20 protein-coding genes are annotated in these 20,462 nt (G+C 67.9%); 9 read left to right on the plus strand and 11 right to left on the minus strand.

Annotated elements, in window-relative coordinates; genetic code table 11:
• The first annotated feature begins 358 nt into the window (after positions 1-358).
• The 6 genes from J2851_RS24860 to J2851_RS24885 all read left to right on the plus strand — a co-directional run bounded on the left by J2851_RS24860 (position 359) and on the right by J2851_RS24885 (position 6,460).
• Positions 359-928 (plus strand): F0F1 ATP synthase subunit delta, encoded by a 570-nt coding sequence (locus J2851_RS24860; RefSeq protein ID WP_209769634.1) that lies wholly within the window; start codon positions 359-361, stop codon positions 926-928.
• Positions 928-2,457 (plus strand): F0F1 ATP synthase subunit alpha, encoded by a 1,530-nt coding sequence (gene atpA, locus J2851_RS24865; RefSeq protein WP_209769635.1) that lies wholly within the window; start codon positions 928-930, stop codon positions 2,455-2,457. The genes J2851_RS24860 and atpA overlap by 1 nt, the downstream gene beginning before the upstream one ends.
• A 69-nt stretch (positions 2,458-2,526) precedes the next feature.
• Complete coding sequence (locus tag J2851_RS24870) at positions 2,527-3,414, plus strand: F0F1 ATP synthase subunit gamma (RefSeq protein ID WP_209769636.1); 888 nt, start codon at positions 2,527-2,529, stop codon at positions 3,412-3,414.
• Between the two features lie 70 nt (positions 3,415-3,484).
• Positions 3,485-4,924: a F0F1 ATP synthase subunit beta gene (gene atpD / locus J2851_RS24875; RefSeq protein WP_209769637.1), complete on the plus strand. Its 1,440-nt coding sequence runs from the start codon at positions 3,485-3,487 to the stop codon at positions 4,922-4,924.
• Positions 4,925-5,012: 88 nt separating this feature from the next.
• Positions 5,013-5,426 carry a F0F1 ATP synthase subunit epsilon gene (locus tag J2851_RS24880; protein WP_209769638.1) on the plus strand — a complete coding sequence of 138 codons (414 nt, stop codon included), beginning with the start codon at positions 5,013-5,015 and terminating at the stop codon, positions 5,424-5,426.
• Between the two features lie 212 nt (positions 5,427-5,638).
• Complete coding sequence (locus tag J2851_RS24885; protein WP_209769639.1) at positions 5,639-6,460, plus strand: acyl-ACP desaturase; 822 nt, start codon at positions 5,639-5,641, stop codon at positions 6,458-6,460.
• An 18-nt stretch (positions 6,461-6,478) separates the two neighbouring features.
• On the opposite strand, the gene J2851_RS24890 is transcribed toward J2851_RS24885, so the two are convergent.
• From J2851_RS24890 to J2851_RS24930, 9 genes are all read right to left on the minus strand, one after another.
• On the minus strand, positions 6,479-6,973 hold the full coding sequence (locus tag J2851_RS24890) for an RNA pyrophosphohydrolase (protein ID WP_209769640.1): 495 nt from the start codon (positions 6,971-6,973) through the stop codon (positions 6,479-6,481).
• 2 nt (positions 6,974-6,975) lie between these two features.
• Positions 6,976-8,229, minus strand: a complete 1,254-nt coding sequence (locus J2851_RS24895) for a divergent polysaccharide deacetylase family protein (RefSeq protein WP_209769642.1) — start codon at positions 8,227-8,229, stop codon at positions 6,976-6,978.
• A 15-nt stretch (positions 8,230-8,244) separates the two neighbouring features.
• Positions 8,245-9,681 carry a S41 family peptidase gene (locus J2851_RS24900; protein ID WP_209769643.1) on the minus strand — a complete coding sequence of 479 codons (1,437 nt, stop codon included), beginning with the start codon at positions 9,679-9,681 and terminating at the stop codon, positions 8,245-8,247.
• Positions 9,682-11,112: a murein hydrolase activator EnvC family protein gene (locus J2851_RS24905; protein WP_307420274.1), complete on the minus strand. Its 1,431-nt coding sequence runs from the start codon at positions 11,110-11,112 to the stop codon at positions 9,682-9,684.
• A gap of 123 nt (positions 11,113-11,235) precedes the next feature.
• Positions 11,236-12,801 (minus strand): 2,3-bisphosphoglycerate-independent phosphoglycerate mutase, encoded by a 1,566-nt coding sequence (gpmI, locus tag J2851_RS24910; RefSeq protein WP_209769645.1) that lies wholly within the window; start codon positions 12,799-12,801, stop codon positions 11,236-11,238.
• An 82-nt stretch (positions 12,802-12,883) separates the two neighbouring features.
• Positions 12,884-13,342: a 23S rRNA (pseudouridine(1915)-N(3))-methyltransferase RlmH gene (gene rlmH, locus J2851_RS24915; RefSeq protein ID WP_209769646.1), complete on the minus strand. Its 459-nt coding sequence runs from the start codon at positions 13,340-13,342 to the stop codon at positions 12,884-12,886.
• Between the two features lie 25 nt (positions 13,343-13,367).
• Complete coding sequence (gene rsfS / locus J2851_RS24920; RefSeq protein ID WP_209769647.1) at positions 13,368-13,802, minus strand: ribosome silencing factor; 435 nt, start codon at positions 13,800-13,802, stop codon at positions 13,368-13,370.
• On the minus strand, positions 13,799-14,416 hold the full coding sequence (locus J2851_RS24925; protein ID WP_209769648.1) for a nicotinate-nucleotide adenylyltransferase: 618 nt from the start codon (positions 14,414-14,416) through the stop codon (positions 13,799-13,801). Before J2851_RS24925 ends, rsfS begins: the two co-directional genes overlap by 4 nt.
• 120 nt (positions 14,417-14,536) lie before the next feature.
• Positions 14,537-15,814, minus strand: a complete 1,278-nt coding sequence (locus tag J2851_RS24930) for a glutamate-5-semialdehyde dehydrogenase (protein WP_209769649.1) — start codon at positions 15,812-15,814, stop codon at positions 14,537-14,539.
• A 223-nt stretch (positions 15,815-16,037) separates the two neighbouring features.
• On the opposite strand from J2851_RS24930, the gene J2851_RS24935 reads away from it, so the two are divergent.
• From J2851_RS24935 to J2851_RS24945, 3 genes are all read left to right on the plus strand, one after another.
• On the plus strand, positions 16,038-16,889 hold the full coding sequence (locus tag J2851_RS24935; RefSeq protein ID WP_209769650.1) for a c-type cytochrome: 852 nt from the start codon (positions 16,038-16,040) through the stop codon (positions 16,887-16,889).
• Between the two features lie 86 nt (positions 16,890-16,975).
• Positions 16,976-17,719: a sulfite exporter TauE/SafE family protein gene (locus J2851_RS24940; RefSeq protein WP_209769651.1), complete on the plus strand. Its 744-nt coding sequence runs from the start codon at positions 16,976-16,978 to the stop codon at positions 17,717-17,719.
• A gap of 451 nt (positions 17,720-18,170) precedes the next feature.
• On the plus strand, positions 18,171-19,286 hold the full coding sequence (locus tag J2851_RS24945; RefSeq protein ID WP_209769652.1) for a lysozyme family protein: 1,116 nt from the start codon (positions 18,171-18,173) through the stop codon (positions 19,284-19,286).
• Positions 19,287-19,294: 8 nt separating this feature from the next.
• Here J2851_RS24945 and J2851_RS24950 read toward each other — a convergent pair whose 3' ends face one another.
• On the minus strand, positions 19,295-19,876 hold the full coding sequence (locus J2851_RS24950) for a hypothetical protein (protein WP_209769653.1): 582 nt from the start codon (positions 19,874-19,876) through the stop codon (positions 19,295-19,297).
• Complete coding sequence (locus J2851_RS24955; RefSeq protein ID WP_209769654.1) at positions 19,855-20,433, minus strand: hypothetical protein; 579 nt, start codon at positions 20,431-20,433, stop codon at positions 19,855-19,857. Before J2851_RS24955 ends, J2851_RS24950 begins: the two co-directional genes overlap by 22 nt.
• Between the last annotated feature and the right edge of the window lie 29 nt (positions 20,434-20,462).

The following is a 20,462-nucleotide window of genomic DNA, read 5'->3' on the forward strand; positions in this document are numbered from 1 at the left end:
GGCGGGTGAACGCGATGCCTCAAACCTGCGCAAGAATGGTTAACTGGATGTTAAACGGAATTTAAGGTCACAGCCCGCCGGGGACTCGGGAGGCTTCCAGGCAGCCTTTTCCGACGCACCGGTAAGACCATTGCAGAAATGAAGTGGTATGCCCATTTCCGGTTTCGGTCCTCGTGGACGGAACCCGCGCGGGACGTGCCCAAAACGCCGCACTCGAATTGTCCAGACCCCGTTGCGCGGGGGCTAATCCTGTGATATTGGACCGCTCGCTTTCGCGGTCCAGGGCGCCGCGATGCGGGTTTCCCGCCCTTAAGGCCCTGAAAATTCACCGTCTACCGAACTCAATTCGAGGGATCAGGTGGCATCCGAAGGTACAGGCGTTTCCGAACTCGCTACGCGCTACTCCATCGCGCTGTTCGAGCTTGCGGATGAGAACAAGGCGTTGGATCAGGTCGCGAGCGATCTGACCGCGCTGAAGCAAATCCTGGCCGAGAGCGCCGACCTTCGCCGCCTCGTCCGTAGTCCCGTGATCAGCCGCGCCGACCAAGGTCGTGCCATGGCCGCGGTTCTGGATCGCGCCGAAGTGTCCGATCTGACCAAGCGCTTCGTCGGGCTGGTGGCGCAGAACCGCCGCCTGTTCGCGCTTGAGGGCATGATCGACGGCTATCTGGCCGAACTGGCCCGCCGCCGTGGCGAAGTGACCGCGCAGGTCACCTCCGCGCAGCCGCTGAGCGACGCCCAGCTCGCCGCGGTCACCGACGCGCTCAAGGCCTCGATCGGCTCGAAGGTGTTGATCAACACCTCCGTCGATCCCGCGCTGATCGGCGGCATGATCGTTAAGTTCGGCTCGCGCATGGTCGACACCTCGGTGCGCACGAAGCTGAACAAATTGCAACTCGCCATGAAGGCCTCAGGGGGATCAGTCTGATGGATATCCGCGCCGCAGAAATCTCTGCGATCCTCAAGCAGCAGATCGCGAATTTCGGGACCGAGGCGGACGTCGCCGAGGTCGGCCAGGTGCTGTCGGTGGGTGACGGCGTCGCCCGCGTGCACGGCCTGGACAATGTGCGCGCCGGCGAGATGGTCGAGTTCCCCGGTGGCATCAAGGGTATGGCGCTGAACCTCGAGACCGACAACGTCGGTATCGTGATCTTCGGCTCCGACAGCGAGATCAAGGAAGGCGACACCGTCAAGCGCACGGGCACCATTGTGGACGTGCCGGTCGGCCGCGGCCTGCTGGGCCGCGTCGTGGACGGCCTCGGCAACCCGATTGACGGCAAGGGCCCGCTGGTGGACGTCACCCGCACCCGCGTCGAGGTGAAGGCCCCCGGCATCATCCCGCGCAAGTCGGTGCACGAGCCGATGCAGACCGGCCTGAAGGCCGTCGACAGCCTGGTTCCGATCGGCCGTGGCCAGCGCGAGCTGATCATCGGTGACCGCCAGACCGGCAAGACCGCCGTCGTCATCGACACCTTCCTGAACCAGAAGCCGATCAACCAGGGCGACGACGAGAGCAAGAAGCTCTACTGCATCTACGTCGCCGTCGGCCAGAAGCGCTCCACCGTTGCCCAGATCGTCAAGACCCTGGAAGACGCCGGCGCCCTGGAATACTCCATCGTCGTCGCGGCCACCGCGTCGGAGCCGGCCCCGCTGCAGTTCCTGGCGCCCTACACCGGCTGCACGATGGGCGAGTATTTCCGCGACAACGGCATGCACGCCCTGATCGTGTACGATGACCTGTCCAAGCAGGCCGTCGCCTACCGCCAGATGTCGCTGCTGCTCCGCCGTCCGCCGGGCCGCGAAGCCTACCCGGGCGACGTGTTCTACCTCCACTCCCGCCTGCTCGAGCGCGCCGCCAAGATGGGCGACAAGCACGGCAACGGCTCGCTGACCGCACTGCCGGTCATCGAGACGCAGGCCGGCGACGTGTCGGCCTACATCCCGACGAACGTGATTTCGATCACCGACGGCCAGATCTTCTTGGAAACGGGCCTGTTCTATAAGGGCATCCGCCCCGCCATCAACGTCGGCCTGTCGGTGTCGCGCGTCGGCTCGGCCGCCCAGATCAAGGCGATGAAGCAGGTCGCCGGCACCATCAAGATGGAGCTGGCCCAGTACCGCGAGATGGCCGCCTTCGCGCAGTTCGCCTCGGACCTCGACGCCGCCACCCAGCGCCTGCTGGCCCGCGGCGCCCGTCTGACCGAGCTGCTGAAGCAGCCGCAGTTCCAGCCGCTGCCGGTCGAAGAGCAGGTCGTGTCGATCTTCTCGGGCGTGAAGGGCTACCTCGACAAGATCAAGGTCGAGGACGTCAACCGCTTCGAGCAGAAGTTCCTCGGCGAAATCCGGTCCAAGGGTGCCGACATCCTGGCGACGATCCGCAACGAGAAGCAGATCACGCCCGCGACCGAGGAGAAGCTGAAGGCTTTCCTCGACAACTTCTCCAAGGTGTTCGTCTGATCGACGGCGGGGGCGCTCCGGTGCCCCCGCTTTCCACCCGAACGACCCCGAGCGGAATGAAGGGCCGGCATGCCAAGCCTTAAGGACCTAAAGAACCGGATCAGCAGCGTCCAGTCGACGCGCAAGATCACCTCGGCGATGAAGATGGTCGCCGCCTCCAAGCTGCGCCGCGCGCAGGAGCAGGCGGAAGCGGGCCGTCCCTACGCCGAGCGCATGGGCCGCATGCTGGCCTCTCTCGCGGCCAACGTGCAGGATTCGGGCAACGGGCCGAAGCTGATGACGGGCACGGGCGCCGACCAGGTGCACCTGCTGATCATCATCAGCTCCGACCGCGGCCTGTGCGGCGCCTTCAACGGCTCCATCGTCCGTGAGTCGCGCCGCCAGATCCAGCGCCTCCAGTCGGAAGGCAAGACGGTGAAGCTGCTCACCGTGGGCCGCAAGGCCCGCGACCAGCTGCGCCGCGAATTCGGCGCGCTGATCGTCGAGACCTACGAGGATGTCGGCCGCCGCCGGCTGTCCTTCGCCGACGCCGACGTCATCGCGCAGAAGGTCCTGTCGCTGTTCGACGCCGGCGAGTTCGACGTCTGCTCGGTGATCTACAACAAGTTCAAGTCGGCGATCTCGCAGATCGTGACGGTCCAGCAGCTCGTCCCCTTCGCCGTCGAGGCGCAGGCGGAGGAGGCCGCGTCGGCCGACGCCAAGGCGATCTACGAGTTCGAGCCGGACGAAGAGCAGATCCTGGCGGAGCTGCTGCCGCGCAACCTGTCCATCCAGGTCTACCGCGCCCTCCTGGAGAGCGCAGCGTCCGAGCAGGGCGCCCGCATGACCGCGATGGACAACGCCACGCGCAACGCCGGCGACATGATCAACAAGCTGACGATCACCTACAACCGCACGCGCCAGGCCTACATCACCAAGGAGCTGATCGAGATCATCTCCGGCGCCGAAGCGGTCTAACGGGCGCAGCGTTCGCGGTCGATACGACGGCACATCCGACAATTATCGAGTTCCGAGGGAGCTTTACTCCATGGCCACCACCACCCAGGCGACCAACGCCGTCGGCAAGATCACGCAGGTCACGGGCGCCGTCGTCGACGTCCAGTTCGACGGCGAGCTGCCGGCCATTCTGAACGCGCTGCACACCCAGAACGACGGCAAGGTCCTCGTGCTGGAGGTTGCGCAGCACCTCGGCGAGAGCACGGTCCGCGCCATCGCCATGGACAGCACCGACGGCCTGGTCCGCGGCGCCGAGGTGACGGACACCGGCGCCCCGATCGCCGTGCCGGTCGGCCCGGCCACCCTCGGCCGCATCATCAACGTGATCGGCGAGCCGATCGACGAGCGCGGCGACCTCGGCGCCGATCGCACCCTGCCGATCCACCGGTCGGCCCCGGACTTCGTCGAGCAGTCGACGGACGCCGAAGTGCTGATCACGGGCATCAAGGTCATCGACCTGCTGGCCCCCTACGCCAAGGGCGGCAAGATCGGCCTGTTCGGCGGCGCCGGCGTGGGCAAGACCGTGACCATCATGGAGCTGATCAACAACGTCGCGAAGGCGCACGGCGGCGTGTCGGTCTTCGCCGGCGTGGGCGAGCGTACCCGTGAGGGCAACGACCTCTACCACGAGATGATCGAGTCGGGCGTCATCAAGCTGGACGGCCCGGGTTCCAAGGTGGCCCTGGTGTACGGCCAGATGAACGAGCCGCCGGGCGCCCGCGCCCGCGTCGCCCTGTCCGGCCTGACGCTCGCGGAGTACTTCCGCGACGAGGAAGGCCAGGACGTGCTGTTCTTCGTGGACAACATCTTCCGCTTCACGCAGGCGGGCTCCGAGGTGTCGGCGCTTCTCGGCCGCATCCCCTCGGCGGTGGGCTACCAGCCGACGCTGGCCACCGACATGGGCGCCCTGCAGGAGCGCATCACCTCCACCAAGAAGGGCTCGATCACCTCGGTGCAGGCCATCTACGTGCCCGCCGACGACCTGACCGACCCGGCCCCGGCCACCTCCTTCGCCCACCTGGACGCCACCACGGTGCTGTCGCGTTCGATCGCCGAAATGGCGATCTTCCCGGCGGTGGACCCGCTGGACTCGACCAGCCGCATCCTGGACCCGCGCGTCGTCGGTGAGGAGCACTACACCGTCGCCCGTTCGGTGCAGCGCGTCCTCCAGACCTACAAGTCGCTGCAGGACATCATCGCGATCCTGGGCATGGACGAGCTGTCGGAAGAGGACAAGCTGGTCGTGGCCCGCGCCCGCAAGATCCAGCGCTTCCTGTCCCAGCCGTTCCACGTCGCCGAGGTGTTCACCGGCACCCCGGGCGTGCTCGTCCCGCTTGAGGAGACGATCCGCGGCTTCAAGGGCATCGTGAACGGCGACTACGACCACCTGCCGGAGGCTGCCTTCTACATGGTCGGCACCATCGACGAGGCGATCGCCAAGGCGAAGAAGCTGGCCGCCGAAGCCGCCTAATCCAGGCAGCGTCAGGCTCAGGAACGAGGCTAACCCTCTCCCTCTGAAAAGGGGGAGGGGGTTCTTATGAAGAGGCACCAGGAAACCCATGGCCGATAAAGTCGAATTCGAGCTGGTCTCTCCGGAGAAGCTGCTGACCTCGCAGCCCGTCGACATGGTCGTGGTGCCGGGTTCGGAAGGTGATTTCGGCGTTCTCGCCGGCCATTCGCCGCTGATCTCGACCGTCCGACCGGGCGTGATCGATGTCTACGAGGGTGACCGCGTCGTGGACCGGGTGTTCGTCGCCGGCGGCTTCGCCGAAGTGACGGAGACCCGCTGCACCGTCCTGGCGGAAGAGGCCATTCCGGTGGCCGACATCGACCGCGGCAAGGTGGAGCAGGACATCCGCGACCTGGGCGAGGACCTGGAGGACGCCAAGTCCGACGACGAGAAGGCCCGGGTCGAGGCGAAGCTCGCCGTCGCCCGCGCCAAGCTCGACGCCGCCGGCGCGACCGCGTACTGATCGGGGCTACGGCCCGGCGGCGGTGACGCCGGCTGGGCCATACCCTCCGAAGCGCCGCCGCACAGGGCAACGTTGCAACGCGGCATCACCGTCATAAATACGTCCCGCAAGGGAATGACGCCTCCCGGTCCGACCGTTGAGGCGTTTTGTTTTTCCGGCTAGAAATTTTAAAACGGCGCCCGGGACATGGGATCCGGCAGGAGCGGGGTGGGATGGTGGCGTTGCATTGGAATTATGAAGAGCTTCCCTGGGACCGGATTGATCATTCCAAGGTCGATCCCGATCTGGTTCCGCTGATCAAGGCGGCGGCCCTGGTGGAGTTCAACGCCGATGACTACACGGCCTATCTCTGCAACGTCTTCCACGACGATCCCGAATTCCAGGACGTCGCCAAGGGCTGGGCGGTCGAGGAGGTCCAGCACGGCCGCGCGCTCGGCAAATGGGCGGAGTTGGTCGACCCGACCTTCAACTTTGACCGCGCCGTGCAGCGTTTCCGCGACGGCTACAAGGTTCCGATCGACCTGAACGCTTCGGTCCGCGGGTCGCGCTCCGGCGAGATGATCGCCCGCTGCATGGTCGAGACGGGCACCAGCTCCTACTACGCGGCCATCGGCGATTCCACGGACGAGCCGGTGCTGAAGCTGATTTGCAAGAACATCGCCGCCGACGAGCTGCGCCACTTCAAGATCTTCTACACCTACACCAAGAAGTACCTGGAGCTGGAGCAGCTGAACAAGTTCCAGCGGCTGAAGGTCGCCCTGTCGCGGATCGGCGAGTCGGAGGATGACGAGCTGGCCTACGCCTACTTCGCGGCCAACGCGCCGGAAGGCGAGGACTACGTCCACAAGACCTACAACCAAGCCTACATGCGCCGGGCCTACGGGCGCTACAAGGCGAAGCACATCGACCGTGCCGTCGCCATGGTCTTCAAGGCCTGCGGGCTGAAGCCGCACACGCGCTTCTGCACCCTGGCGTCGCGGGGCGCCTGGTGGCTGGTCGAAAGCCGCGCCCGGCGGCTCGCCAAGGCGGCGTAAAGAGATGAGAAGCGGGGCTCACCGGCCCCGCAAGCCCGCGATCACCGCCTCGAACTCCTCCAGCACGGCCTCGTAGACCGGGCGCTTGAAGGGCACGATCAGGGTGGGCAGCGCGTCGGCGTCCACCCACCTCCAGGCGTCGAACTCCGGATGCTCGGTGGCGAGGTCGATGTCCTCGTCCCGGCCGGTGAAGCGGGCGGCGAGCCACACCTGCTCCTGCCCGCGCCAGCGCCCCTTCCACACCTTGCCCAGCAGATGGTCGGGCAGGTCGTAGCGCAGCTTCTCCGCCGTCTCCCCCAGGATCTCGGCCTTGTCGGTGCCGATCTCCTCCTTCAGTTCGCGCAGGGCCGCCTCGTGCACGCCCTCGCCCTCGTCGATGCCGCCCTGCGGCATCTGCCAAGCGTCCTTGCTGTCGCAGCGCTTGGCGACGAAGACCTGCCCGCGGTCGTTCAGCAGCATCACCCCCACGCAGGGCCGGTAGGGGAGGGAGTTGCGGTCGATGGTCTTGCTCATGCCTATTGCTTCTGAAGATTGGCGAGCGCCGACACCGGCGCGATCGCGAAACCGCGGTCGGCGAGGCCGGTCAGCCACAGGTTGATGCGTTCGATGGTACTGGGGTAGGGCGAGCCGATGCCCACCGCGCTGCCGTTGGCCTTGGCGACCGCTTCCAGCTCCTTCAGCTGGTCGTCGATGGCGCCGCGCGACAGGTCGCGGTCGATGACACGGTCGGCGAAGGCCCGCGGCACGCCGGCCTGGGTGGCCAGAGCGCCGCCGACGCTCTTCAGGTTGGCGCGGGCGTCCAGGAACATCAGGCCGCGCGCCTTCAGCGCGTCGACGATCGGCTTCATGGCGTCGCCGTTGCCGGTGAACTTGCTGCCCGTGGTGCTGGTGATGCCGACATAGCCCACTGCGCGGCCCAGCGACCATTCCAGCCGCTCCAGGTTCCGGTCGGGCGCCAGCATCGTCAGCAGGGCGTTCGGGCCCGGATCGTCGCGCGGGTAGGTCTGCGGCTCCATGGGTACGGACAGCATGACCTCGTGGCCCTTGGTGCGTGCGCGCTCGACCCAGTTGTCCAGCCGCTCGGCGTAGGGGACGAAGGCCAGCGTGATGGTCGGCGGAAGCTTTTGCAGGGCGTTGCCGGTGGTGACGCCCGACACGCCCATGTCCGCCAGCACGATGGCGATGCGCGGGCGCTTGTCGGCCGCGGGGAAGGGGCGGGCGTAGACCTGCCAGGGCTTGCGCCCATCCTCCGCGATGCGCGGCAGCGGCCCGTTGCGGGAATCCTCAACCAGGCCAGGCACCGGAGCCGGTGTGAGCGTGACCGGCCCATCAGCCATCGGGGGGGCCATCGGGGGAGCGGCGGCCGGCGGGGCTGCGGGCGCGGCGACGGCCGGGTCAGCCGGTGGCGGCTGCGGCGCAGGCGGCGCGGAGGGAACCGGCGCCGCCGCGACGGCGGGAGGCCGCGGGGCGGCCGGGGCCGGCGCGACCTTCACCGGAGCCTGCATCTTGGGGATGCCAGCCTCCCACGCCTGGACGGTTTCCTCGGCGTTCAGCGCCAGCCAGCCCGCGACACCGCCCAGCGCCAGCAGCAGCGCCGCGAAGGCGCCGATCAGGGCCTTGGTGGAGGTAGACATCGGCCCGCGCGGCGCCTTGGGAGCGGAAACGCCGCCGTCCTGCCGGGGGCGCCGGCCGCGCGACAGCCGGCCGAGCCCGGGGCGGAGACCCCGGACATCGACCTTCAGGCGGCCCAGCAAGGCGGCGGCGTTCACGGCTTTACCGCTCCGTCAATGCGTGTTGCGCGCCTGGAACAGGGCGACGCCCCGCAACAGGTCGAGCGCACGCGCCAACTGGTAGTCGAAGGGCGGCTGGCCCGCGGCGGCGGCCGGTTCACCGTTTTCTCCCGTGGCGGGCGCGGCGGTCGGCGGGTTCGCGGCGCTTCCGGGAGCGGCGCCGGGCTTCGGGGCACCACCCGGTGCCGGGGCGTTGCTGGCGCCCGGACCCGGGGCCGGCTGGGTGGTTGCCGGCTTCGGCGGCTGGCCGGGAGACGAGGCATCCGGGTTGCGCAGCGCGCCGCGCAGGTCGCTCTCGCGCCGGCGGGCGACGCCCTGGTCGGTGTCCTCCACCTTCGCCGGGTGCACCTCGATGTCCGGCGTGATGCCCAGCGCCTGGATCGAGCGGCCCGACGGCGTGTAGTAGCGCGCGGTGGTCAGGCGCATGGCGCCGTGGCCCGGCAGCGGGATGATGGTCTGGACCGAGCCCTTGCCGAAGGACTGCGTGCCCAGCACCAGCGCCCGCTTGTGGTCCTGAAGCGCGCCCGCCACGATCTCCGACGCGGAGGCGGAGCCGCCGTTGACCAGCACGATCAGCGGGATGCCCTTGATCATGTCGCCCGGCTTGGCGTTGTAGCGCGTGCCCTCCTCGGCCTTGCGGCCGCGGGTTGAGACGATCTCGCCTTTGTCGAGGAAGGTGTCGGACACCGACACCGCCTGGTCGAGCAGGCCGCCGGGGTTGTTGCGCAGGTCGAGCACGAAGCCCTTCAGCTTGTCGCCCAGCTGCTGCTGGATGGAGGTGATGGCCCGCTCCAGCCCCTGTTGGGTCTGCTCGTTGAAGCTGGTGACGCGGATGTAGCCGATGTCGCCCTCGGTGCGGTAACGGACCGACTGCACCTTGATCACGGCGCGGGTCAGCGTGACCTCGAACGGCTCGCCAGCCTCGCCGCGGCGGACGGTGACCTTGATGTCGCTGCCCACGGGGCCGCGCATCTTCTCCACCGCCTCGTTCAGGGACAGGCCCATGACCGCCTCGCCGTTCAGCTGGACGATCATGTCGCCCGGCTGCAGACCGGCGCGGAAGGCGGGCGTGTCGTCGATGGGGGACACGACCTTGATCAGGCCGTTCTCCATCGTGACCTCGATGCCCAGCCCGCCGAACTCGCCGCGGGTCTGCACCTGCATGTCCTGGAAGCTTTTCCGGTTCAGGTAGCTGGAATGCGGGTCGAGCGAGGTCAGCATGCCGTTGATGGCGGATTCGATCAGCTGCTCGTCGGTGACCTGCTCGACATACTCCGCGCGCACGCGCTCGAAGACGTCGCCGAACAGGTTCAGCTGCCGGTAGGTCTCCGACGTGTTGCTGTTGTTGCTGACCTGCGCGGTGACGGTGGCAACGCCGGCGCCCAGAAACACCAGGGCGGCTGCTGTGGCGGCTCGCTTGACTATCCTCATCTACCCTTGTCCTTTCCCCTCCGGGGTGCCGAAGCCGCGTTGCGGGTTGATCGGCTGACCGTGTCTTCGCAGTTCGAAGTAGAGATCCGGGCTTCCGTCGGCGGGCATCAAACCAATGGGCTCCCCGGTGGCCACGCGCCTGCCGACGGCCGTGTCGATGCGGCCAAATCCAGCAATCAGACTATGATATCCATTGCTGTGTTCAACGATCAAGATTTGCCCATAGCCGCGAAACGGCCCGGCGAACATGATCGTTCCGGCCTGGGGCGCCACAACGGTGCCGCCCGGCCGGGCCTGGATGGTGATGCCCCGGCTGGTCGAGCCGAAGCGGTCGGATTCGCCGTAGCGGACGGTGACCTTGCCGACCGCCGGCATGCGCCCGCCGACCACGGTTTCCGCGTCCGGCGCCCGTTGGGCTGCGGCGAACTCCGCCTCCGCCCGCGCCCGCTCGGCGGCTTTTTCCTCGGCGGCTTTCTGCTCGGCCGCCTTCTGTTCCGCCAGGCGCTGCTCCGCCAGCCGGCGCTCCGCCTCCTTCTTGGCGGCGAGCTTGCGTTCGGCCTCGCGCCGTTCGGCTTCCAGCCGCTCGGCCTCGCGCTTGGCGGCAGCCTCGGCCGCGGCGCGGCGTTCCGCCTCGATGCGCTCCATCAGCTGGCGCAGGTCGGTGGCCTGCCCGGCGAGCCGGGTGGCGTGCTGCGCGACCTGGACCCGTTCCTCCTCGGTCTGGCGCGACAGCTCCTCGCGGCGGGCGACCAGCTTTGACAGGTCGTTCTGGCGGTCTGCCAGGGCGGTGCGGGCGGCCATGGTGCGGCGGCGCTGCGTTTCCAGCGTCTCGCGCGTCTCGGCCAGCTTCGTCAGGGCGCCGGCCAGCGCGTCGGCCCGGGCGCGCAGCGCCGGCACGGTGTCGCGCAGCAGCAGGGCGGAGCGCAGCGTGTCCACCGGCCCCTCCGGCCGGGCCAGTGCGGCCTCCGGAGGAATGCGGGCGAGGCGCTGGAGTGCCGCGAGAAGGCCGGCGATCTGCTGGCGCTCGCCCTCCAGGGCGGCGGACCGCTCCCGTTCCTCGGCCTCCAGCTTGGCCAGCGTATCTTCCAGCTGGGCGAGGTCGCTTTCCTGAGCGCGTTCCTCCGCGGCGAGGCCGATCAGTCGGGCGCGCAGGTCGTCGAGTTCCTTTTGCAGGCTCTGCGACTGTTGGTCGAGCTGCTTCTGGCGGGACTTGTCCGCCTGGAGTTCCTGCTCGACCCGCTTCAGGGTCTGCTGGGGGGACTCGGTTTGGGCGAAGGCGGGGGTGGCGAGGAGGAGGGTGGCAAGAAGCAGAAGCCCTCGCGTTGGGCCCCCCTCCCAGTCACGGCCGCTCGCAAGTCTCGCGGCCGCGCTCCGCCTACGGTCGCCTTCGGCGCCCGTCCGGCCTTCGGCCGTCGGCTCTGCGCCCCCCACTTCGCGGGGGGAGGAGCTTAGAGAGTCATGCTGCGGAGTTCCCTCCCCCGTCGAAGATGGGGGAGGGTTAGGGTGGGGGCCCAGAGCGAGGACGGTCCGCCAGGTCTGCTCTGCGCCCATGCGTTATTCCGCGGCGGCTTGCGCGGCGGCGCGGTCGAGCAGGCTGGCACCGGTCATCTCGGCCGGCTTCGGCAGCTTCATGAGGTCGAGCAGGGTCGGCGCGATGTCGGCGAGACGGCCGCTGCGGATCGCCTTGACGTCCGCCGGGCCGTTGACCAGCACCAGCGGCACCTTGTCCAGCGTGTGGGCGGTGTGCGGGCCGTGGGTTTCCGGGTCGGTCATCATCTCGCAGTTGCCGTGGTCGGCGGTGACCAGCATGACGCCGCCCTGGCGGCGCACTGCGGCCTCCAAACGGCCGAGGCTGGTGTCCACCGCCTGGACCGCTTTCATCGCCGCGTCCAGAAAGCCGGTGTGGCCGACCATGTCGGGGTTGGCGTAGTTGATAACGATCAGATCGTACGTGCCGCTGTCCACGGCCTCCACGACCTTGTCGGTCACTTCCTCGGCGGACATCTCCGGCTGCAGGTCGTAGGTCGCGACCTTGGGCGAGGGCACGAGGATGCGGTCTTCGCCCGGATACACCCGCTCCTCGCCGCCGTTGAAGAAGAAGGTGACGTGCGGGTACTTCTCCGTCTCCGCGATGCGCAACTGAGTCAAACCGGCCTCGCTGACCACTTCGCCCAGCACCTTGGTCAAGGATTTCGGCGGAAAGATGGTCGTCATCAGCTTGGCGAGCGCGGAGGAGTATTCGACCATGCCCACCGCGGCGGCGAGCGCCGGGACGGTGCCGCGGTCGAAGCCGTCGAAGGCGGGATCGACGAAGGCGGCCAGGATCTCGCGGGCGCGGTCGGCGCGGAAGTTGGCCATCAGGATGGCGTCGCCGTCCTTCAGGCCCGTGTAGCCGTCGATGATCGTCGGCAGGATGAACTCGTCGTGCTTGCCGGTGGCGTAGCTCTGCTCGATCGCCTGGATCGGGTCGGCGGCGCGCTCGCCCTCGCCCCGCACGATGGCGGCGTAGGCCTTGGCGACGCGGTCCCAACGCTTGTCGCGGTCCATGGCGTAGTAGCGGCCGGACACGGTGGCGACGTTGACGCCGGCCAATTCATGGACGTCGGCCATGAACTCGGCGACCTGGTCCTTGGCGCTCTGCGGCGGCACGTCGCGGCCGTCGGTGAAGGCGTGGACCTCGACCGGCACGCCCTCGCGCGCCAGCACGGCGGCGAGTGCGGCGATGTGGTCCTGGTGGGAATGCACGCCGCCGGGGGAGAGCAGGCCCAGGATGTGGCAGCGCCCGCCGGTCTTGTGCAATGCCTTGACGAGATCGTTGAGCGCCGTGTTGCGCTCGAACTCGCCCTGGACGATGGCGTGGTCGATCATGACGAGGTCCTGCATGACCACGCGGCCGGCGCCGAGGTTCATGTGCCCGACCTCGGAGTTGCCCATCTGCCCCTTGGGCAGGCCGACCTCCTCCTCGCTGGCCTCCAGGAAGGCGCGCGGCTCCGACGACCAGAGGCGGTCCCAGGTCGGCGTGTCGGCCAGCGCGATGGCGTTGTCCGTCCGCTCCTCGCGATAGCCCCAGCCGTCCAGGATGCACAGGACAACGGGTCGGGGACGTTTGGTCTCGGTCATCGCGCTCCTCATACGCCAGTCGTGGTTGGTCTGCTGTCTAGGCTACCCGGTGGACAGGCACGCCGAACACCGGCGCACCCGCTCACGCCCGGTGATATGGGTGTCCGGCCAGGATTTGCTGAGCCCTGTAGAGTTGCTCCGCCAGCATGCCCCGCACCAACATATGCGGCCAGGTCATGAGGCCCAAGGCCAAAAGAAAGTCCGCGCGCGCGCGGACCGCGTCGCCGTGGCCGTCGGCCCCGCCGATCAGGAAGGCGATGTCGGCCGCACCCTGGTCGCGCCAGGCGCCGATCCTGCCCGCGAAGGCCTCGCTGGACAGGCTTTTCCCGCGCTCGTCGAGCGCCACGACGATGGAACCGGCGGGAATGGCGGCGAGCAACAGCTCCGCCTCCTGCCGCTTCATCTCGTCGGGCGGCAGGCGCTTCTTGACCTCGACCTCGCGGAGCGTCAGCGGCCAGCTGAGCCGGCCGGCATATTCGTCGTAGAGGTCGCGCGCCGGACCGGTCCGTGACCGCCCGACGGCGGCAAGCCACAGACGCATGAATCCGGCTCCCCCTCCGACGACGTCAGGCGCTCATGCGCTCGGCCGACGGCCGCGGCGCATCCAGGCCCCACATCTTCTCGATGTTGTAGAAGGTCCGGACTTCCGGGCGGAACAGGTGGACGATGACGTCCCCGGCGTCCACGAGCACCCAGTCGCACTGGGGCAGGCCTTCGACCTCGACGCCACGGATGCCGGACTGCTTCAGCCGGTCGGCGAGCTTCATGGCCATGGCGGCGATGTGCCGGGTGTTGCGGCCGGACGCCACGATCATGTAGTCCGCGATGCTGGTCTTGCCGGCAAGATCGATGACGATGACGTCATCCGCCTGGTCGTCGTCCAGGGACTTTTCGATAAGCGCCTTCAGTTCCTGCGGCTGGGGAACGGGCGCGGGCCGCACAACGGGCGCGGCCGGTTCGATGAACGTGTTGATGGTACCCACCTCGTCATACAGGGTCACGACCCGCGGGCACGCGCCCGCCGGATCGCCGTCGCCGAGGCCGGATGCAGCGGGTTGCGGAGGAAGATCCAGGCCGGCGTCGCGTGGCCGGCCAACCCCTTGGCCCGATGGTCCTTCACCCGGCGACGGGCATAGCGCTGAGCGGCCATGCCACCAAGCGCACTCATAGAATAAGTTGGACGGGCGAGAACTGCAACCGGGACCAGCCGGAAGATTCGAGTCCAGTCCCGCCAGCGGGGTATTTGCCGAAGATTGTCGGCACCCATCAGCCAGACGAAGCGCGTTCTTGGAAAGCGACGCTTCAGCTCGGCCAGCGTGTCGGCGGTGTAGCGCGTGCCGAGGTCACGCTCGATGTCGGTGACCCGGATGCGGGGATGCCGGGCGACGCCGCGCGCCTCCGCCATGCGCTCGGGCAGCGACGCCATGCCGCGGACGGGCTTCAGCGGGTTCTGCGGGCTGACCAGCCACCAGACCTGGTCGAGCCCCAGCGCCTTCAGCGCGTGCAGGCTGATGTGCCGGTGCCCGGCGTGCGCCGGGTTGAACGACCCGCCGAGCAGGCCGATGCGCAGGCCGGCGTGGAGGGGGCCGGTGTATGGGTGGGGGAGCGCTTTCACGGGGCCCCCACCCCGACCCTCCCCCGCTGGGCAGGGGAGGGGGAGAGGTTTGCGGGGGAGGAGGCGGAGTTCCCTCCCCTGCGAAGCGGGGGAGGGTTAGGGTGGGGGCAACCGCCCACCTTACGGCCGGGTCTGGCCATCGCCGCGCACGACGTACTTGTAGCTGGTCAGCTGCTCCGCCCCGACCGGGCCGCGGGCGTGGAACTTGTCGGTGGAGATGCCGATTTCCGCCCCCATGCCGAATTCGCCGCCGTCGGCGAACTGGGTGCTGGCGTTCCACAGGACGATGGCGCTGTCGACGCGGTTCAGGAAGCGCTCCGCCGCGGCCGGATCCTCCGTCACGATGGCGTCGGTGTGGTGGGAACCGTGGCGGTTGACGTGCGCGACGGCCGCGTCGACCCCGTCCACCACGCCGCAGGCGATGACGGCGTCCAGATACTCGGTGTCCCAATCCTCAGGCACGACCGGAGTCACGCGCGGGTCGGCGGCCTGGGCGACCTCGTCGCCGCGTACGGCGCAGCCGGCGTCCAGCAGGTCCTTCACCAGCACCGGCAGCATGCGGTCGGCCACCTTGCGGTCGACCAGCAGCGTCTCCGCGGCGCCGCAGACGGAGGTGCGGCGCATCTTGGCGTTCATCACCACCTTGCGCGCCTTCTCCAGGTCGGCGCCGGCGTCGACGTAGACGGTGTTGTTGCCGTCCAGGTGCTTGATGACCGGGACGCGGCTTTCCTCGGAGATCCGCTCGATCAGCGACTTGCCGCCGCGCGGCACGATCACGTCGACGAGGCCGCGCATGGTCAGCATGTGTCCGACCGCCGCCCGGTCCGTGGTGGGGACCAGCTGGATCGCCGCCTCCGGCAGGCCGGCGGCGCGCAGGCCGTCGGCCAGGCAATCGGCGATGACGCGGGAGGAGCGGATGCTCTCCGACCCGCCGCGCAGGATGGCGGCGTTGCCGGACTTCAGGCAGAGGCCGCCGGCGTCGGCGGTCACGTTGGGGCGGCTTTCGTAGATGATGCCGATGACGCCCAGCGGCACGCGCACGCGCTGGATGGTCAGGCCGTTGGGCCGGGTCCATTCGGCCATCACGCTGCCGATGGGATCGGGGAAATCGGCGATGTCCTCCAGCCCCTTGGCCATTGCCTCGATGCGGGCGTCGTTCAGGGTCAGCCGCTCCACCATGGGGCCGGCAAGCCGCTCTCCCGCGGCGGCGACGTCCGCGTCGTTGGCCGCCTGGATCTCCGCCTTGCGGGCGCGGATCGAGGCGGCGGCGGCCCTCAAGGCTTGATCCTTCGACGGTCCCGGCATGGTCGCCAGCTCCGCGGCGGCGGCGCGGGCGGCGCGGCCGAGGGCGAGCATCTGGTCGTGCAGGGCGTCGGTGGTCTCAAGCAGGGCGGACATCGGTCCAACTCCGGTGGCGGGGCCCGACTCCGCGGGCCCGGTTGAAAGGGGCGCAACTCTACCGCATCCCCCAACTCCGTGAAAGGGATGCTCGCGAAAGGCGGGTGAATACGCCGAAAAGCTGAGCTGCGCGCTCAACAATGCGCTGTAACACGGATTGTTGCCGCGCTAGCGTTCTCCCAAACGCGAAAACGCGAAAACGCGAAAACGCGGGGAGGCGGAGATGACGGGGTTGATGCGTTGCGGCGTGGCCGCGGCGGTGGTCGTGCTGTGCCTGGGGCAGGGAGTCCGGGCGGAAACGCCGCTGGAACGCGGCAAGGCCTTGATGAACGGCATCGTCGCCTGCGGCAACTGCCACACGCCGCAGGGGCCGAACGGGCCGGTGCCGGGCATGGAGATGGCGGGGGGAACGCCCTTCGACGAGAAGCCCTTCACCGCCTACGCGTCCAACATCACGCCGGATCCGGAGACCGGGATCGGCCGCTGGACCGACGAGCAGCTGGTGACCGCGATCCGCGAGGGCAAGCGGCCGGACGGCTCCTTGATCGGCCCGCCGATGCCCTACGAGTTCTACCGCCATCTGTCCGACGGCGACGTGCGCGCCATCGTCGCCTACCTGCGCAGCGTGCCCGCCGTGAAGAACGCCGTGCCGAAGTCGGTCTACCGCATGCCGCTGCCGGCCGCGTACGGGCCCCCGGTCGGCTCCGTGCCGGACGTGCCGCGCGGCGACCGTCTGGCGTACGGCGCGTACATGGCCGGCCCGCTCGGCCACTGCCTGGAATGCCACACGCCGATGCTGCCCGACGGGCGCCGCGACATGACCCGCGCCGGGCTGGGCGGCGAGCGCTTCACCGGCCCCTGGGGCACGACCGTGTCCCGCAACATCACCTCGGACAAGGAGCATGGGCTGGGCCTGTGGACCGACGCCCAGATCAAGCGCGCGATCACGGAGGGCGTACGCCCCGACGGCGCCCGGCTCGGTCCGCCCATGGCCTACCATTTCTACAAGAGCATCGACGACGCGGACCTGAGCGCGCTGGTCGCGTACCTGCGTACGCTTCCGCCGCGGTCGTAGGGCGGGGATGCGTCGAAAACGCAGTACCGGAAGCTGCGCTGAACGGGCATAGTCCGCGCGCCTTTTTTCCGCCGGACGCGTGCCCCATGCTGACCCTGCTGCTGATCGTTTCCGCCTTCTTCGCCGGCGTGCTCAACGCCGTGGCCGGGGGCGGCAGCTTCCTGACCTTCCCGGCGCTGATCATGGTCGGTGTGCCGCCGCTGAACGCCAACGCCACCAGCACGGTCGCCGTGTCGCCCGGCGCGCTCGCCAGCGCCTACGGCTACCGGCGGGAGTTGGGGAGGGTCCGGGAGGTGAACCTGCCGGCCTTCCTGGGCGTTAGCCTGGTCGGCGGGCTTCTGGGCGCGCTGTTGCTGCTGTGGACGCCGCAGCGCACCTTCGAGGCGGTGGTGCCCTGGCTGCTGCTGTTCGCCACGGTGCTGTTCGCCTTCGGCCCGAAGGTGTCGGCCTACATCCGGCGCAATTTCAAGGTCGGGCACGGCACGGTGCTGGTCGTGCAGTTCCTCATCGCCATCTACGGCGGCTATTTCGGCGGCGGCATCGGCATCCTGATCCTGGCGACGCTGGGCGTCTTCGGCCTGACCGACCTGCATGCCATGAACGGGCTGAAGGCGCTGGTCTCCGGTTGCCTGAACGCGGTGGCGGTGGTGGCCTTCGTGTTCGGCGGCGCCGTCTACTGGACCGAGGCCCTAATCATGCTGGTCGCCGCCATAGCCGGCGGCTACGCCGGCGCCGCCGTCGCCCGCCACATCCCGCCGCCGCTCCTGCGCAAGTTCGTGATCGGCGTGGGCGTCGCCATGACGGCGTATTTTTTCTGGACGAAGGGGTAAGCGCCCGATGGCGGGCTGTTGATCGAGGAATAATATCCTGATATGTTCCGTGGCGAACACGGGACGCGTGCGACCAAACAGGGGCTGGCCATTGGGCCGGCCCTTTTCTTTGGCGGATCGCCAGGGCCGCGCCGTCCCGTTGGCATGAGATCCGGCCAGGAAAGGAGTCTTTGGCAATGGGCGCGATGTCCCCGGTGACCATCAAGGACGAGAGTGGATTGGACAATGAGGCGGACTCCTGGCCGCAGGATGCCGGAGCCGATGTGGCACAGGAGGCCGGCTTGGCCGAGGGCGAAGGTGGGGACGCTCCGGCGGGGAACGGTCGCCGCCTCCGGCCGACGCGCGTCCGGTTTCACGGCGGTCCGTGCTTCGGGAGTCGGATGACCCAGCACCGGAGCGCGGCGGGACCGCGCCCGATGACGCCGCCCCGTCCACCGATACAGCGAACGACATGGCCGACGAGGAGCCCGCTGCGACGTCGCTGCCGACCGTCGAGCCCATCCCGGACGATGCCGCCCTGCCGAACCCCGCGGACGCGTTGAACCGGCTTGTCGAGGATCCGCGTTATCGGACGGACCGGGCGTATGCCGATTACGTCACGCGGCAATTCGAGCGGGTCTACGGAACCGATGGGACGACCGACGCGACCGGACGGTTGATCGCCGAGGGCGATTTCTCAAGCTTCGCGCCGTTGGCGGAACGGTCCGCGACGGCCGACGCTGAAGATGGACAGGGCGCCGCACCCGATTCCTCTCTGCGGGATCCGGCGGATCGACCCGATGAGTCGTCCCGCGTCGCCTCGCGCGAGGAGATCGAGACGTGGCTGCGCGACCGCACCATCGAGGTGGCGGAAAATTCCAAGGCGAAGACGGCAACGGATGCCGTGACCGTGGACGAGCGCAAAAAGGCGGATATTCCGGAATTGCCGTCCTTCAAGGTCGACTATTTCAAGAGCCAACCCAGGGCTTGGGAGGATTTCAACGAGGCGCTCGCCCAAATGCCGAACCTGTCGGCGAGCCAGCGGCTGATCTACGCCAAAATCTTCGCTATGGAAGGCGGAATGACGACGCATCCGACATCGGGGGCGGCAAGCGGAATCACCCAGGACATTCTGGATTTGGCGAAGGAGGATCTGCCGGGTCTCAAAAAGGTCCGGAAGCCGGATCAACTGACGGTGCGACAACGAGCGGCGATTTATCCGTACTACTTCGACGACGTGCTGAGGACCGTTGGCGGCCGGAAGGCGCTGGACGAGATTGGAAACGACGAAGCCGCCGCCGCCTTCGCCGACACGCTGTTCCGCTTTGGCCGAGGGCGAGGGACGGAAATCATTCAGGACGCGATGAACCGCGTGTTTCAAGACAATGGGTATCCTGAAATGCCGAAGGACAGGCAAATGGGTCCCGGGACTATCGCGGCCTATTCTTACCTTGCGACGGACGAAAGGCTGAGTGAACAGCTTTCATACTATCTCGCGGATAGAAAAGTAAAGCAACTGCAAAGAGAAAAGAACAAGGAAGAAGATATAAAAAATCATTTTAGCTTTTCAAGGAGGGGTCGTGACTAACATGGTGTCTAGTATGGCGGTGAATACCATTCGAAAACGATCCATCGGCCACCGTCCTTCTTCCGCAACGTGTAGGTTGTTCCCATCCTTATCGGGTCTTTGTCGGGCGGAGGACAGCCGTTGCTCCAGCAGGAACGCTCGCTCAATGTGATCTGGACATCGCCGGCCTTGCACGTCGGTTCCAGATCGTCGTTGAGGCAGCGTCGGGGAACGTCCCGTGCCTTGAGCCGGCGCGTTGCGACGACCCGGTAGAGCGTGGTGCCTTTGCCTCGTCCGTCCATCTGTATGGCCCGTATTTGTCTCCCGGTGGCGAGCGTGCAGAGGGCGTTGATCGAGTGTTCAAAGCACGCGAGCAACGTTTCCAAGGTGCAGATGGGGCTGACCAACTGGCCGATGCACCGGCTGCTCGACTCGGCGTCGGTCGGCCCCATCCTGTGCCAGCGGTTGGGTGGGTCCAGAGGAGGCAGGTCCGGGTCTTTGCCCGCGGCCGGCAACGCCCACAAGACGAGGATCGGGGCCAGGACTGTGAGTTTCGCGGCGTGCAGCATGGAATGGCAGCCTTTTGGGTTCAGTATGGCGGTGAATACCATTCGAAGACGATCCATCGGCCATTGCTTTCCTTCCGTAACGTATAGATTGTGCCCATCTTTATGGGGTCTTTGTCCGGTGGGGAGCATTCGGCGCCCCAGCAAGGACGCTTGCTCAGCGTGATCTGGACATTGCCAGCCTTGCACGTCGGTTCCAGATCGTCGTTGAGGCAGCGTCGGGGAACGTCCCCTGCCTTGAGCCGGCGCGTCGCGACCACGCGATAGAGCGTGGTGCCTCTGCCTTCTCCGTCCTTCGGGATGATTTCTCGGTCTCTTCCGGTGGCCAGCGTGCAGAGTGCGTTGACGGCGTGGTTAAAGCACGCGAGCAGGGTTTCCAAGGTGCAGATGGGGCTGACCAACTGGCCGATGCACCGGCTGCTCGACTCGGCGTCGGTCGGCCCCATTTTGTGCCAGCGGCTGGGCGGGTCCAGAAGGGGCAGGTCAGCGTCGCCACCCGCGGCCGGCAGCGCCCAAACGGCGAGGGCAAGGGCCCAGGCTGCGTACTTTGCGGGTTGCGGCATGGCTCGGCGATCGAATGCGTTGGTGTGCGCCTCGATCATGCTACGCTGCGGTTGTGCTGTCGCGCGCC

The sequence above is a fragment of the Azospirillum rugosum genome (assembly GCF_017876155.1).
Lineage (GTDB): Bacteria > Pseudomonadota > Alphaproteobacteria > Azospirillales > Azospirillaceae > Azospirillum > Azospirillum rugosum.

What these genes read in the sequence shown, in the direction of transcription:
- atpA (WP_209769635.1), top strand. Translation starts at nt 928, where the DNA reads ATGGATATCCGCGCCGCAGAAATCTCTGCGATCCTCAAGCAGCAGATC.
- J2851_RS24870 (WP_209769636.1), top strand. Translation starts at nt 2,527, where the DNA reads ATGCCAAGCCTTAAGGACCTAAAGAACCGGATCAGCAGCGTCCAGTCG.
- atpD (WP_209769637.1), top strand. Translation starts at nt 3,485, where the DNA reads ATGGCCACCACCACCCAGGCGACCAACGCCGTCGGCAAGATCACGCAG.
- J2851_RS24880 (WP_209769638.1), top strand. Translation starts at nt 5,013, where the DNA reads ATGGCCGATAAAGTCGAATTCGAGCTGGTCTCTCCGGAGAAGCTGCTG.
- J2851_RS24885 (WP_209769639.1), top strand. Translation starts at nt 5,639, where the DNA reads ATGGTGGCGTTGCATTGGAATTATGAAGAGCTTCCCTGGGACCGGATT.
- J2851_RS24890 (WP_209769640.1), bottom strand. Translation starts at nt 6,973, where the DNA reads ATGAGCAAGACCATCGACCGCAACTCCCTCCCCTACCGGCCCTGCGTG.
- J2851_RS24900 (WP_209769643.1), bottom strand. Translation starts at nt 9,681, where the DNA reads ATGAGGATAGTCAAGCGAGCCGCCACAGCAGCCGCCCTGGTGTTTCTG.
- gpmI (WP_209769645.1), bottom strand. Translation starts at nt 12,801, where the DNA reads ATGACCGAGACCAAACGTCCCCGACCCGTTGTCCTGTGCATCCTGGAC.
- rlmH (WP_209769646.1), bottom strand. Translation starts at nt 13,342, where the DNA reads ATGCGTCTGTGGCTTGCCGCCGTCGGGCGGTCACGGACCGGTCCGGCG.
- J2851_RS24930 (WP_209769649.1), bottom strand. Translation starts at nt 15,814, where the DNA reads ATGTCCGCCCTGCTTGAGACCACCGACGCCCTGCACGACCAGATGCTC.
- J2851_RS24935 (WP_209769650.1), top strand. Translation starts at nt 16,038, where the DNA reads ATGACGGGGTTGATGCGTTGCGGCGTGGCCGCGGCGGTGGTCGTGCTG.
- J2851_RS24940 (WP_209769651.1), top strand. Translation starts at nt 16,976, where the DNA reads ATGCTGACCCTGCTGCTGATCGTTTCCGCCTTCTTCGCCGGCGTGCTC.
- J2851_RS24945 (WP_209769652.1), top strand. Translation starts at nt 18,171, where the DNA reads ATGGCCGACGAGGAGCCCGCTGCGACGTCGCTGCCGACCGTCGAGCCC.
- J2851_RS24950 (WP_209769653.1), bottom strand. Translation starts at nt 19,876, where the DNA reads ATGGTATTCACCGCCATACTGAACCCAAAAGGCTGCCATTCCATGCTG.
- J2851_RS24955 (WP_209769654.1), bottom strand. Translation starts at nt 20,433, where the DNA reads ATGATCGAGGCGCACACCAACGCATTCGATCGCCGAGCCATGCCGCAA.